This is a genomic window from Alteromonas sp. 14N.309.X.WAT.G.H12 (assembly GCF_036697315.1).
In the GTDB taxonomy this organism is placed as follows: Bacteria; Pseudomonadota; Gammaproteobacteria; order Enterobacterales; family Alteromonadaceae; genus Alteromonas.
Window position 1 is genome coordinate 16,370 of record NZ_JBAHZB010000042.1, and the last position, 14,751, is coordinate 31,120.

Below are 14,751 nucleotides of genomic sequence, written 5' to 3' on the forward strand. Positions count from 1 at the left end.
ACAGATGCAACATTCGTCATCGCCTCTGCGCCCATTTTATGATGAGAGTTTTGTACAAATGACAGATGAGATGCTTTAATAGACAAATATTTTGTTTTTTAATAAATACCTATGCCCGCAAAACCGTTGTATTGGTTCAGTATTGTCCTGTTGTGGTTGCTATGTATTGGGCCAACTCAGGCGCAATCCACGCTACAGCTCATCAACGAGAATGTTGAATCAGATTTATCCAATAACTTTGAAATTTACTACGAAACGGATGACAATAAGTTAACCATTGGTGAAGTCATTAATCGACGGTCAGATTTCCGCTGGTTCACTTCGAATAATTCCAATCTGGGGTTTCAGAACAAAGGCATGTGGCTGGTCACCCGTTTTAGTAATGCCAGTAACACCGAAGACTGGGTGTTTACCATTAATTTCAGTCAACTGGACAAAGTGGACATGTATCTGGTTCAGGGCGATCAGGTATTACAGCAGTCTCATCAGGGCAAATTACAATCGGAACAGATATACCGCGTGCCCACCATGCGTGCTCGCCTTCCCGTGGATACGCCGCTGGAACTCTACGTACGAGTAGAAAGCGCCTCGTCCAGTTTAATTGTTCCCTTATCAGTGAAACCCGAAGCCATTCACAGCTATAACACGCAAATAGACAGTTTGTTATGGGGCCTGTTCTACGGCGGGCTATTTATATTGGCGGTGTATAACTTTGTCTTATTTATGGGGGCAAAAGAGCCCAGTTTACTGGCCTACGTCGGCTATGTCCTGGCCGTGATACTGTGGCAATTTGTCTGGGGCGGACACATTCATCTGTTGTTTCCCCAAGGGGTTCAGCCCTGGTTTGCCGGTCATACTGAACTGATATTTTTGCTCATCGGTATTACCTCAGGTGTATTTACCCTCACCTTTTTAGAAACCCGCATTCACGCGCCCAACGCCCATCCAGTGATCACCACATTGTTGATATTGCAGGCCATTATTGCCCTAGGATGCATGTTTAACCTGTTACCACATATTTGGAAAAACAATCTGGTATACGGCATAGGGTTGGTGGCCATATGCAGCTATATTTACGCGGGTTTTGAAGCCTTCATGAACTACTTCAAACCGGCCCGCTACTTTATTTTTGCCTGGAGCACGCTAGCCTTTGGCGCTTTGATTTTGATGTTAAGCTTCATCGGCTTATTGCCTTCCAATCAATTTACCACGTATTGCTTCCAGATCTGCGTGTTCTTAGAGTCGGGCCTTTTCTCTATTGCCCTGATGGAAAAAAGTCGCGGGCAGTTAGAAGCAGAAGTAGCCCAAGCCACTGACGATCTGCGCAATAACATGGAGTTAATCGAAGAGCAAAATGCCCGCTTAGACATTGCGCGAAAAGATGCCATTAATGCCAGTAATGTTAAATCCCAATTTCTGGCCAATATGAGCCACGAAATACGCACTCCCCTCAATGCAATTTTAGGCTTTAGCAAGGAACTGACCCATGCAGCACTGCCCGTGGAGCAACAAGAGCAGGTAAGGATCATCAATACCGCAGCAGATAACCTGTTGGGTATCGTTAACGATGTGCTTGATTTTTCCAAAATTGAAGCCGGTAAACTGGAAATCAACAACCAGCCTTTCTCGCCGAATCAGTTACTTGAAGATATGGTCACCCTGATGTCGAAATCGGCACATTCAAAGCGTCTTGAGTTTGTTTTCGAATTAGCGCCCTTGCCTGAAAAACTCATCGGTGACATGTTTCGCATCAAGCAGGTACTGAATAATTTGCTCAGTAATGCCCTAAAGTTCACGCCCTCAGGCTCTATTACCCTTGCGGTGAGTGGTCATTCACTGCCCCACGGCATCTATGAAATCGGGTTTCGTATTGAAGATACGGGGATCGGTATTAGTCGCCAAGACAAGAAAAAACTCTTTAGTGCGTTTTCTCAGGTTGATGATGCCTTAAACAGAAACTATCAGGGCACAGGGTTAGGCTTGGTGATATGTCGGGAACTGGTTCGTCTTATGCGCGGGGAACTGGATTTGATCAGTACGCCGGGGCTGGGTAGTACCTTTAACGTCACCCTTAGAACCAATCAGCTAAGCCAAAAATACATCTTATCTCCCCATTCAGACTGGATTGGTAAACGGGTTGTGCTGGTAGATCCTTTACCCGACACCCGCCGTGCCTCTGCCTCTATTCTTAGCCGTTTAGGTGCCAATGTGACCAGTGTGGAGTCTTTGGCGTTTTTAAAATCCCTGCAATTTCAAGCCGACTTATTATTTGCCACTGTGCCACTAACAAAACTGGATATGCGTAACGCCTACCTAAGCGAACTGGTGCACTTTCCTGCCAAAAAACGGATCCTCTGGTACTCCGGCCCAGAGCCATTTAATCAGTACCCCAGTTTGACACAACATTTCCATGAACAAATACGGATGCCCCTAACCGTCACCAAACTGGAAGGCATACTGCATCAAAAATCGGCAAAACATCAAAATCCGTTGCAAAACAAGGTTAATAACTTGCCTAAAACCCGCATACTTGCCGTCGATGATATGGAAATGAATCTTAAGCTGCTGCACGCTTGGTTAGATCACTCACCAGTCAGCTTAACCACCTCCATGAGCGGCCAAGATGCGGTGAATCGCTGCCAAACCGATGAATATGATCTGATATTAATGGACGTGCAGATGCCGGGCATGGATGGGCTACAAGCCTCTCGCCTTATTCGTAAAACCGCATTGAATATGGGCACCCCCATAATTGCAGTAACGGCCCATGCGTTTAAAGAAGAGCAAGAGCGGCTATTGGCTTCGGGTATGGATGACTATTTACCCAAACCCATGGAAATGGGCGAATTACTCGATTTAATTAAGCGCTGGTGCCAGCATGCTGAGCCTGCGGCCTTATCTTTGCCCACAATGGATTGGCAACTGGCTGTAAAACGTACCAATCAGCAACCCGAAACCGCCAAAATGCTCTTGCATGATTTTATTAAGCTATTACCGGAATGCACGGGTAAATTAGCGTCCTTGTGGGAAGAAAAGAATTACAACGACCTGTTGGCAGAAGTCCACAAATTACACGGTGCCTGTTGTTATACCGGCGTGCCCAAATTACAAGCCATTGCCTCGGAACTGGAATCGGCGCTAAAACAGGAACAACACTTTTTGGTGGAGGAACACTTAAGCGCCCTGCTTAAAGAAGCCAAGGTGGTGTTAGCCGAGTCCCAGCGCTTTCTGGATGATATGGATTTTAAGGCATCGACTTAACAGACATCACCTTACGGGCTTGTCGCGCCGATTGACATTGCCGTAGCAAGGCAACAAAAGCGCTGGGTTCACGATCGATATCCGTGCCGGAAATATAAATATCGTAACCCAGTAGCTGACGCAGTTGGGTCATTCTGTTGGCTAACATGGCCTTCACCCCGGTATAGGTTTCGCCATTTTCAACCGCATAGTGTTTATCGTCAAACTGAGCCTGATCAAAACACCCGCCCGATGGGCAGTCTCTATTGGCTTGATGTACCAGCAGAGGGCGTTGTTCCATCAATAAATGGGTGGCCAACCGTGGTGAAATGCGGGCCAAAAAGTCACCGTAATCTTTAATGCAGATCCCTACCGCATCCAACTCTTTGTGCATCAAGCCATCATGTATTTTAGGGCAGTCAATACGCTGAATATTGTCCCAATGTAAGAACCAGTTTCCGCGACGATGATGATAGCAAATTTCGTCCAATGAAATTTCAATGCTAAACGGCGGTTCACGTAGTTTAAAGTAACCGATCAACAGCGTCACAATCGAGGCGCTGGTTAGAAAAATACCGGCTAAAAATAACCACTGAGGTAACAGGGCTAGCCACAACACAGAGACAATTAACCCTACCACACCAATCACCAGTGCTGTAATTCCATTGCCTTTTGAGGTGGCGCGAACAAAAATAGGATCGTTGTCAGTTCCAGACATAAAAATACACCAAAAACATCAGTAGCGCCCAAATAAGGGTATAACGCATTCGTCGACATCTGGGGCAATCGGTGTGCCACCAGGACTTCTTTTGTGACGCGTGACCGCGCTTATAACGGTTCCCCATGTCATTCTCTTTACTGTAAGCACATATCTCTTAACCGAGCAATAGTGTACAACACAAGCACGAACAACATACACAATTGTTTATTCGCTAACTTCACTCTACACAATGGCGGTATTTTGCTAAACTACGCCGGTTAATACTTTTCTTAAGAGCGCTATGTCATACTTCACTGGTCATCATATTCTTTCGGTCAATCAATTTGAACGCGACGCTATCGAAAAAATCTTTACCGTGGCGCATTCCATGGAGCCATATGCCCGTCGCCAAAAAAGAACCTCTGTTCTAGACGGAGCCATTTTAGGTAATCTGTTTTTCGAGCCCAGTACCCGAACACGGGTCAGCTTTGGTACCGCCTTTAACTTATTAGGTGGTGAAGTCAGAGAAACCACCGGCATGAGTAATTCCGCATTAGCTAAAGGTGAATCCTTATACGACACTGCCCGGGTGCTAAGTGGTTATTCGGATATTATCGCCATGCGTCACCCCCAGGCCGGCTCGGTAAGTGAATTTGCCGAAGGCAGTCGGGTACCGGTTATCAACGGCGGCGATGGCGCCAACGAACACCCCACTCAGGCGCTGCTTGACCTCTACACCATTCAACGGGAACTAGAATACAACGGCAAAGGCATCGATGGCTTGCATATCGCCATGATTGGCGATTTACGCTATGGTCGCACCGTGCATTCACTGTCTAAATTACTATGCCTGTATAAAAATATTCATTTTACACTGATTTCACCGGTGGAACTTGCCATGCCGGAAAACGTGATCGGTGCCATTGAAAATGCCGGCCACCGTTTAACCATTACGGATCATATCGACGGCATGGTAGATGCGGATATTTGTTACCAAACACGTATTCAGGAAGAACGCTTCCCGTCCCAGGATGAAGCCAATAAATATCGCGGTCGTTTTCGCTTGAATCAAACTATCTATACGCGACATTTCCAATCTAAAACAGTGATCATGCATCCCCTTCCCCGTGACTCACGAATGGAAGCCAATGAACTGGATAATGATCTCAATTCCAACCCAAATCTGGCAATCTTTCGCCAGACCGACAATGGCGTTCTGGTAAGAATGGCCCTATTTGCACTCACCTTGGGCGTTGAGCATCTGGTAAGCAAATACGAACACGATGTGGTCTGGTACACCAACAAGAGTTAATAATTATGACGTCTAAATCTGAGCAGTTGTTTTCACGAGCACAAAAATCCATTCCCGGTGGCGTAAATTCCCCTGTACGTGCATTCAAAGCCGTTGGTGGCACACCTCGCTTTATGAAAAAAGCCGATGGGCCTTATATCTGGGATGCCGACGACAATAAATACATTGATTATGTGCAATCCTGGGGGCCGATGATACTCGGTCACAATAATGCCCAGATCCGCAATGCCGTCATCGAAGCGGCGCAAAATGGCCTGAGTTTTGGCGCACCCACTGAGGCTGAAATCATCATGGCGGAAACGGTTACCCGCTTGGTCCCCTCAATGGAAATGGTACGTATGGTCAATTCAGGCACCGAAGCCACCATGTCCGCCATTCGACTGGCAAGAGGCTATACCGGCAGAAACAAGCTGGTGAAATTTGAAGGTTGTTACCATGGCCATGCTGACTCCTTGCTTGTAAAAGCCGGCTCTGGCGCACTCACCTTAGGTGTACCCAGTTCCCCTGGCGTGCCGGCCGATGTCGCCCAGCACACCCTTACCGTTGAATATAACAACCTAGACAGTGTGGAAGAAACCTTCCGGGCCCATGGCGACGATATTGCGTGTATTATTGTTGAGCCCGTCGCCGGTAACATGAACTGTATCCCTCCCGTACCGGGCTTTCTTGAAGGGCTCAGAAGCATTTGTGATACGTACGGTGCGCTATTGATCTTTGACGAAGTGATGACAGGTTTTCGTGTAGCCAAAGGCGGCGCGCAGGCAAGATACAACATCCAGCCCGACCTTACCTGCTTAGGCAAAGTTATCGGTGGCGGTATGCCTGTGGGCGCGTTTGGCGGAAAGCGGGAAATTCTAGAACATATTGCGCCTACCGGCCCGGTATATCAAGCAGGCACATTGTCTGGCAACCCCGTCGCCATGGCCGCCGGTTTAGCCGCATTATCCCAACTTGATGACGACGCCATGTACGCGGAAATCTTCACCCAAACCGCTGCATTGGCCGCCGGTTTTGAAGATATCGCCAAACGTCATGGCATTGCCCTGTCCACCAACGTGGCCGGTAGTATGTTTGGTCTCTTTTTCACCGATATTGAGCGGGTGACCAATTATACCCAAGCCATTAACTGCAATCAGGAGCAGTTTAAAACCTTCTATCATGGCATGCTAGAGCAGGGCGTTTATCTTGCCCCAGCCTCTTACGAAACCGGTTTTGTCTCCAAACTTCACACCCCTGATGTGATAGAAAAGACACTCCAAGCCGCTGATCGCGTGTTTGGTCAATTGTAATGTGTATTGCTAGGGTGTAGTGACGGTGATGATGATCTGGGTTATTTGCCTTATCCTTTTTGTATATAGCATTGTTGCCACCGTTATTTTGGTGCAGTGGAAACGTAAGGGTCGTACATACAGTGACGAGCAGTCTTCCTTGCAGCCGCGGCAAGCCCCGATTGTCAACTCAGAACACGAACGCGAAGCCAGCTATCTGGATAAGGCCGATGAGGCCATGCAGTTAAGCAAGACTTTTCAGAAGTTCGTCCCCCGGCAGTTTGTTGAGCATTTTGCCAAAAGTGGGGGCATTGGCACCTTGGAACTTGGTCACGCCGATGAAGATGAAGTGGCTATTTTGTTCTCTGATATTCGCGGTTTTACCAGTCTATCCGAGCGGCTCAGCCCGCAGGAACTAATGGGGTTTTTAAACTCATACTTCCTTAGAATGAATGATCCCATTCATCAAAATCATGGCTTTATCGACAAATTCATCGGCGATGCCATTATGGCCTTATTTGATCATCCTGGCGGTAACCCCAAAGATAAAGTACAAGATGCCATTCAGGCTGCCCTTGATCTGCGTAAAGCATTGATTATGTATAATTCGCATCGGGACAATTGCGAGTATGTGCCCATCAATATGGGCATAGGGATCCATTATGGGCCGGTGATCATGGGCACGGTCGGCTGCGATGACAGAATGGACACCACGGTGATTGGTGATAGTGTGAATATTGCCTATCGCTTAGAATCCTTAACGCCCACGTACAATGCCGATATTATCGTCAGTGCCCAAACGCTGGAAACCTTAGGGGACGACTACCCCATAAAAACCCGTTTGCTGGATTGGGTGAGAGTGAAAGGTCGTCGCGCGCCCTTGGAAATTTATGAGGTCTTAGATCACCTAGAACAGCAAGAGCAGGAAAAACGTATTTCCATTCAGGAGCACATTGCCGCAGGATTAGCATGCCGTATCCGTCGGCAATGGGAAGATGCACTGGCCCATTTTCTCAAAGCCAAATCCCTTCATCCTGATGATCGTCTGGCACAACACCATATCGATATTTGTCTACAATATCAGAGCAAGATGTTCGACGAAAATTGGGATGGCGCTTACGAGCTACAAAAATAGCCGGTGGCGATTAACCCTGTTTAGCGGCCAGCCTGCTTGCGTATAAAGGTTAATGATGGGGCGAAAAATGCCGCGCCAGATTCCGCACAGGTGTAATCTAACCAGCGGTCGTAATCACCGTCTCCGGTGCCAAATACCTGACTGTGCAGCATGAGTTTAAAAGGGCGGGCACTGGCAGCACAGCTAACAAAAAACAGCCCTTGGGTGGTCAAGTCACCATAAGGCATCCCTTGTTTAATAAGTCCAGGCTGGTTATCGGTAGGGTTGAGGGTACTGGCTCGCACACAATGGGACATGGCATTTTGCTCTGGGCTAGCGAGATTATGTTCACGGGTGGTGCCCATCACTTGTTCCTGTTGCCGGGCAGAAAGGCTTTCCCAGCGACGTAGATCGTGACGGAACCGTTGCACATGCACATAGCTACCACCAATAAAATCACTTTCATCATCTTCAATAATGGCCACTTTGCGACGTAACATTCCCCGGGGATTATCAGCGCCATAGATAAAGCCGTTAAGATCCCGCCCATCTAAGTACCTAAACCCCCGCACCTGTTCTACCAGTTCTACATGAATACGCAATAAATCCATCACTTCAATGGCCACGGCATGGCAAATATCCAACCGATCGGCCCGAATTTGAATAAATAGATCCCAGGGCGTTGCCGGTGCCGTTCTATCTTCACACTGCATATCAGGAAAAGGGGCGAGCTCACTGGGCAGCAGTCCGGGATACAACTCAGACCAAAAGGTTGAGCCCACGGCCACCATGCCCGTTAACATGGCTTCGTAATGCTCATTATCATAGGCATCAAAAATATCCAGCACACGAGCCAACTTGCCTCTAATGGTTTCGACGTCATCATCGACAACATTCAGCATCAGATACTGGGCATGTAAATTGGGCTCGGCGCACACCCCTTTTTGAGGTTGAGTCATAAATCCTTCCCATCATCCGTGGGTTATTGTTATTCGGGTATGTGTTAACAGTGTGGCTTAAAAACAGGCAATTTGTCCAACGTTTCAACAAGATGAAGCCTTAGCCTCAGAGTATACACCAAGGCCAGAGGACAAAGGAGAAAACAACGCCATTGTAATAGTTACAAGGCCCTTGTAAATTTTGTTTACCTGCCTCCCCCAATAATAGCTCAACTTATTGATATCGCTAAATTTTAAATACGGAACCCTCCTTGCTTCCTTCCAAGCACTCCCGCAGTAAGTGGGTTTATCGCTACCGCGCGATTCTATCATCACGATAAAAAGGTACAATTATGGCTGAATCTTTTAAATATGACCAAAAGCAAGGTGCTGGCGGCGAGCTCCATCAAACCACAGATAAAGACCACCCTACTCTGACCACGGCCCAAGGTTGTCCAGTCAGTGACGACCAAAATTCACTGAAAGCCGGTGTCCGCGGCCCTGCCGCATTAGAAGATCATGTGATGCGCGAAAAAATCTTCCATTTCGACCACGAGCGGATCCCTGAGCGGGTCGTTCATGCTAGGGGATATGGCGCCCACGGTTACTTTGAAACCTACGATCCTATTTCGGAACTCACCCGTGCAGATCTCTTTCAACGTAAAGGAGAGAAAACCCCGGTGTTTGCGCGATTTTCTACCGTGGCAGGGAATCAAGGCTCACCGGATCTCGCCCGTGATGTGCGCGGTTTTGCAGTAAAGTTTTACACTCAGCAGGGAAACTGGGACCTAGTAGGCAACAACATGCCCGTGTTCTTTATTCAAGATGCGATTAAGTTTCCCGATTTAATACACGCCGCCAAACAAGAACCCGACCGAGGGTTTCCTCAAGCCCAAACTGCCCACGACAATTTTTGGGATTTTGTCAGTTTGTCACCGGAATCCACACACATGCTGATGTGGATCATGTCAGATCGCGCCATCCCCCGTTCCTTGCGCTTTATGGAAGGTTTTGGCGTTCACACTTTTAAATTTATCAATGCACAACAAGAAATGAAGTATGTAAAATTTCATTGGAAACCGAAAGGCGGTATGCAGTCGGTGGTATGGAATGAGGCACTAAAAATTAACGGTGCAGATCCTGATTTTCATCGTCGAGATATGTGGGCGGCCATACAAAATGGAGATTATCCAGAGTGGGAGTTGGGGGTACAGATATTTGATCAAACCTTCGCCGACAACTTTGATTTTGACGTACTTGACGCCACTAAGTTAATTCCAGAAGAACAAGTGCCCGTAAAAGTTATCGGTAAAATGGTTCTCGACCGGGTGGTAGATAACTTTTTCGCCGAAACAGAACAAGTGGCTTTTTGTACACAAAATATTGTTCCAGGTATCGACTTTACTAACGATCCACTGCTGCAGGGCCGTAACTTTTCATATCTTGATACCCAACTTAAGCGGTTAGGCTCAACCAACTTCACCCACATTCCGGTCAACGCCCCCAAATGCCCCATGCACCACTTTCAGCAAGACGGCCACATGGCAATGCATAACCCTAAAGGCAGAGCTAATTATGAACCGAACTCATGGGCAGGAAATAAAGATAATCCCCGAGAGTGCCCGTCAAAAGGCTTTGCTTCCCATGCAGATGAAGTAAACGGAGAAAAGGGCAGGCATCGTTCTGAAACCTTTAGCGATCACTACAGCCAAGCGAGACAATTCTTACTCAGCCAAACCCAGGTTGAACAACAACATATGCAAGATGCCTTCGTATTCGAACTATCCAAAGTCGAGCATTTAGCGGTACGTGAACGAGTAGTAAGTCATCTACTCAATGTAGACAGCAATTTTGCTAACAAGGTTGCAGAAGGACTTGGCTTTAAGGATATGCCAGCCGCGGCAGAAGCAGCAATGGCGACCCGGGATGATTTACCGGTTTCAGATGCATTGAGTATTTTAAAAAATGGCCCTTCCAGCTTTCGAGGAAGAAAGTTAGGGATCCTCCTTACGGATGGCTTTAGCGGCAAGCTATCTAATCAGGTTATCGATGCCCTTAAAGCAGAAGGTGCCATGTACGAAGTCATTGCCCCCACTATCGGCGGCGCCATCTCCGATGACGGAACTTACGTGAAGGCGCAGCAAAAAATCGATGGGGGTCCATCGGTCTTGTATGACGCTGTATTGCTTCTTACCTCTGAGGAAGGCGCACAAATGTTAAGTACCAAACCCGAAGCAAAAGACTTCCTTCTCGATGCCCATGCACACCAAAAGTTTATTGGCTTTACTGCCGACGCGTTGGCATTAGTAAAATCAGCCGGTCTAGCAGATGAAATTGATTATGGCTGGATAAACCTGAGTGAGCAGGGATCTCATACCTTTGTGTCCCAGTTGTCTACACTTAGAGTCTGGGATAGGTAATATCGAGCGCTGCGTATATCCCAAGATTTTATGCTCAGCATGTTTGTTTTTGTCCGCTAGGACTCAACTGAAAGAGACAGCATTATGAACACTCCATTTAGTATTGTTACTATCGTTAAAGGGCGTATTCGTCAGTTGTCCAACCTTATAAGTAGTTTAGAGCACTCGGAGCACCTGCCCGAAGAGCTGATCATTGTTTGGATGGCCCCCCCTTGCAGTGAATCTTTGATAAGTAGTGATAAGTTCGCTATTCGTCACCGGTTTACTACTTGTGACGAGCTGCCTATTGCCAAGGCCCGCAATAAAGGCTTTAGAGCCTGCACGACGCCCATCACCCTGTATTTGGATGTTGACTGTATTTGTCCTCCAGATTTATTGGGTAAAGTCACCGAATCAGTGAAAGACGGGAAAATAGTTACCGCAGGCGTCACTGAATTTGAATATGTACTAGATGACGTAAATATGAAAATGTTGGCTCAATTGTCTCAGCAACATGGCTTGTCTGGCCGTTCATTACATTTCGATCACTTTAATACCCGATTCTTTGCCATCACCCGCAATGACTATCAGGCCCTAGGTGGATTCGACCAGCATTACACCGGATATGGTATTGGAGATATCGACTTTGCCACCACATGCAGCAAACAAGGTATGGCGTTGGTGCGTATAGCGGGAACGGTTTTTACCCAATTTCATCCTCATTATTACCCACCGGTAAATCATCTTTGCGATATTGTCAGTAATGCACAAACTTATCGACAAAAATGGGGCGTATACCCACGCTGTGATGCATTACAGGGTTTGGTAGACGCGGGGTTTATCAATGCCGATTACCGCCAAACAGGGATAAAAGTCAAAACCATCCCGGACGAGGATGATCTCAAACCTCATTTAGTGACTGCCCCTCATCGGTTACAGCAGTCTGCATAAATAGCAATGAACGATGCAAGAGACATGAAAAAACCCCGCAAATGCGGGGTTTGAGTCGAGGTGAGTCGGGCATTATTGCTATTGTTATGATTGCCCGATCGTAGCTTCGTTTTTGAAGTCTATCGACCTGAAGTGAAGTCTGGATATGCTTCCAAACCACACTCGCTAACGTCAACACCTTCAAATTCTTCTTCTTCTGAAACTCGGACACCCATAATGGCTTTAATGATAACCCAAGTGATCAGACTGGTAACGAATACCCAGATAAAGATAGTGGCTGCACCTAACAACTGACCTGTGATGGTAGAACCTTCATTTGTGAAAGGTACCAGAATAAGACCTAATAGACCTACCACACCGTGAACAGAAATCGCGCCCACAGGATCATCAATTTTCAGCTTATCAAGGAAGATAATAGACAGTACCACTAGCAAACCACCTAGAGCACCAAACAAGGTCGCCAGTAAAGGCGTAGGTGTTGAAGGTTCAGCAGTAATGGCCACCAAACCTGCGAGGGCACCGTTAAGTACCATGGTCAGGTCCGCTTTACCAAACATGATGCGAGCCAGAATTAACGCGGCAATAGCACCACCGGCAGCGGCTGCGTTGGTATTCATAAATACTACAGCTACCGCGTTAGCGTTTTCTACTGAAGAGGTCGCTAAAACTGAACCACCGTTAAAGCCAAACCAGCCCATCCATAAGATGAATGTACCTAATGTTGCTAATGGCAAGTTAGCACCTGGAATGGCGTTGACTTTACCGTCAGCAGTATATTTGCCTTTACGAGGACCAAGTACCAGCACACCAGCTAAAGCCGCTGCAGCACCAGCCATGTGAACAATACCGGAACCGGCAAAGTCAGAGAAGCCCATATCACCAAGTACGTACATACCGAAAACAGCGTCGCCGTTCCAAGTCCATGCACCTTCCATAGGATAAATAAAGCCTGTCATCACCACAGCAAAGGCAAGAAATGCCCACAGTTTCATACGTTCAGCAACCGCACCAGATACGATTGACATGGCTGTTGCAACGAATACAACCTGGAAGTAAAAATCGGCTGAAGGCGCATAAGTGGCCGCATCTTCAATCACGCCTGTGGCACCGTCACCAACGATACCGTCAAGGAAAATACCGCCGCCATACATGATGTCATAGCCACAAATCATGTACATGGTACAAGCGATAGCAAACAAAGTGACGTTCTTAGTCAGAATTTCTGTTGTGTTCTTAGCACGGACAAGGCCCGCTTCTAACATTGCGAAACCTGCTGCCATCCACATGACGAGCGCTCCGCAAATCAGGAAATAAAAGGTATCTAATGCATACCCAAGTTCAAATGTGATTTCCATTTTTTTCTCCGCAATTCTTCTTTTGTTTTTTACAGCGCGTCTGCGTCAGCTTCGCCTGTACGTATACGAACAGCATGCTCAAGACTGTAAACAAATACTTTACCGTCTCCGATTTTGCCTGTTTTCGCAGCACCTACGATGGCTTCAACCAAACGCTCAACCTGATCATCCTGAACGGCAATCTCAAGTTTTACTTTTGGTAGGAAATCGACCTGATACTCAGCTCCACGGTATAATTCTGTATGGCCTTTTTGTCGTCCAAACCCTTTCACTTCGGTAACGGTTAAACCATCGATACCGATTTCTGAAATGGCTTCACGAACATCATCCAGCTTAAATGGCTTGATGATAGCTGTGACTAATTTCATGTGTTACTCCCAAATAATGATTTTTTTGTCTTCGCTCGTAGCGGGGTATAGAGCACAACACAAGTCCTGTGCCATAAATTAAAAAACATGTATTTCAATATGTTAGCGACAAAAGAAAATAAAATGTAACAAAAATGCGCACCAATTTAAGGCAACTGGTTGCGACTGCACCATAACAGTGCCTGATGTTTTTTTAATGTGAAATTCGCAAATGGAACTCTTTGGAGGAATCACGGTCTTTGATGGGTATGGAAATTTATAATGACGCTTTTTTCTCACCTCATAGAACACCGCCGCCAATGGCTCAAAAAACGAAGAGCCGATGGGTGTTTGCTATTTCTGTTTTACTTCATGTTGGCTTGGTTTTCCTTATTCTGGTGGGGCATGGCGAATCCGAACTTCCGCCACCGCCAGACATTGAGCCCATAAAGGCCAGATTATATACCTCGCCAAAACCCAAACCGGCCCCCGTTGAACAGCAACAAGATGTGCAACCGGTTGCAGAAAAGGTAGAACCGGAAGTTATCACGCCTAAAGAAGAGAAAGTGATTCCGGAAGTGCAGCCGGATACAAATGAGAAGGTAACTACGCCGCCTTCAACCCCTGCACCATCAAAACCGGCACCTGAAACGCCCGCTCCCGAAAAGCCGGTGGCTGAAGATGCTGCGCCTAAAAAGCCCGTTGAACCTGAGGTTCAAGCAGTTGCGCCTTCGCCGCCGGTTGCCAGTGATAAAGGAACAGCGCCGGCCACCTCTCTTTCTTCACGAAAGGCATTGGATGCATATTTTAATCGCCATCAAGCCGAAAAATTGCAAGAACAAGCTGAAGACGTGGCGCGGGAGTATCGCCAGGAGCATAAGTCTCCCCATATTGTGGATCCCCGCAAAAATAAAACCGAGGAAGAATACCTCAATGGGCCGCCACCTAAGATGGTGGATTGCAGTAATATGGCCAGTAAATCACTAAGTTTTCTTTCTCAGTTCACCGGCGGAAACATGAAATGCTCTACCCGTGGTGCAGATTTTGAAAAATTTATTGATGCGCGATTGAAAAAAGACGACTCCGTGCGCAAGCCACCGTCATAAACACGGTTGCCTCAACCACAG

Annotated in this window: 11 protein-coding genes; 7 read left to right on the forward strand and 4 right to left on the reverse strand. The window is 47.0% G+C overall.

Annotated features, from left to right (window positions below; genetic code table 11):
- The first annotated feature begins 111 nt into the window (after positions 1 to 111).
- A complete protein-coding gene (locus tag V5298_RS11960) occupies positions 112 to 3,261 on the forward strand; it encodes a hybrid sensor histidine kinase/response regulator (protein ID WP_332931679.1) in 3,150 nt (1,049 codons plus the stop codon).
- Here V5298_RS11960 and V5298_RS11965 read toward each other — a convergent pair.
- Positions 3,245 to 3,958 (reverse strand): DUF2982 domain-containing protein, encoded by a 714-nt coding sequence (locus V5298_RS11965; RefSeq protein WP_332931680.1) that lies wholly within the window; start codon positions 3,956 to 3,958, stop codon positions 3,245 to 3,247. The two genes, V5298_RS11960 and V5298_RS11965, sit on opposite strands and share 17 nt — an antisense overlap.
- A gap of 283 nt (positions 3,959 to 4,241) precedes the next feature.
- Here V5298_RS11965 and V5298_RS11970 point away from each other — a divergent pair, with 283 nt between their 5' ends.
- The 3 genes from V5298_RS11970 to V5298_RS11980 are packed head-to-tail and all read left to right on the forward strand — an operon-like array spanning position 4,242 to position 7,655.
- Positions 4,242 to 5,252 carry an aspartate carbamoyltransferase gene (locus V5298_RS11970; RefSeq protein ID WP_332931681.1) on the forward strand — a complete coding sequence of 337 codons (1,011 nt, stop codon included), beginning with the start codon at positions 4,242 to 4,244 and terminating at the stop codon, positions 5,250 to 5,252.
- Between the two features lie 5 nt (positions 5,253 to 5,257).
- Positions 5,258 to 6,541, forward strand: coding sequence for a glutamate-1-semialdehyde 2,1-aminomutase (gene hemL, locus V5298_RS11975; protein WP_332931682.1), 1,284 nt, complete (start codon positions 5,258 to 5,260; stop codon positions 6,539 to 6,541).
- Positions 6,542 to 6,572: 31 nt separating this feature from the next.
- A complete protein-coding gene (locus V5298_RS11980; RefSeq protein ID WP_416351175.1) occupies positions 6,573 to 7,655 on the forward strand; it encodes an adenylate/guanylate cyclase domain-containing protein in 1,083 nt (360 codons plus the stop codon).
- 20 nt (positions 7,656 to 7,675) lie between these two features.
- On the opposite strand, the gene V5298_RS11985 is transcribed toward V5298_RS11980, so the two are convergent.
- On the reverse strand, positions 7,676 to 8,593 hold the full coding sequence (locus V5298_RS11985; RefSeq protein WP_332931684.1) for a Dyp-type peroxidase: 918 nt from the start codon (positions 8,591 to 8,593) through the stop codon (positions 7,676 to 7,678).
- Positions 8,594 to 8,925: 332 nt separating this feature from the next.
- Here V5298_RS11985 and V5298_RS11990 point away from each other — a divergent pair, with 332 nt between their 5' ends.
- Positions 8,926 to 10,992, forward strand: a complete 2,067-nt coding sequence (locus V5298_RS11990) for a catalase (RefSeq protein WP_332931685.1) — start codon at positions 8,926 to 8,928, stop codon at positions 10,990 to 10,992.
- An 84-nt stretch (positions 10,993 to 11,076) separates the two neighbouring features.
- Positions 11,077 to 11,922, forward strand: a complete 846-nt coding sequence (locus tag V5298_RS11995) for a glycosyltransferase family 2 protein (protein ID WP_332931686.1) — start codon at positions 11,077 to 11,079, stop codon at positions 11,920 to 11,922.
- A gap of 119 nt (positions 11,923 to 12,041) precedes the next feature.
- On the opposite strand, the gene V5298_RS12000 is transcribed toward V5298_RS11995, so the two are convergent.
- Positions 12,042 to 13,277 (reverse strand): ammonium transporter, encoded by a 1,236-nt coding sequence (locus tag V5298_RS12000; RefSeq protein ID WP_332931687.1) that lies wholly within the window; start codon positions 13,275 to 13,277, stop codon positions 12,042 to 12,044.
- 29 nt (positions 13,278 to 13,306) lie between these two features.
- The gene (gene glnK, locus V5298_RS12005; protein WP_216029581.1) at positions 13,307 to 13,645 is read right to left on the reverse strand and encodes a P-II family nitrogen regulator; all 339 of its coding nucleotides are present in this window, start codon (positions 13,643 to 13,645) and stop codon (positions 13,307 to 13,309) included.
- A gap of 299 nt (positions 13,646 to 13,944) precedes the next feature.
- On the opposite strand from glnK, the gene V5298_RS12010 reads away from it, so the two are divergent.
- A complete protein-coding gene (locus tag V5298_RS12010; protein WP_332931688.1) occupies positions 13,945 to 14,730 on the forward strand; it encodes a hypothetical protein in 786 nt (261 codons plus the stop codon).
- The last annotated feature ends 21 nt before the right edge of the window (positions 14,731 to 14,751 follow it).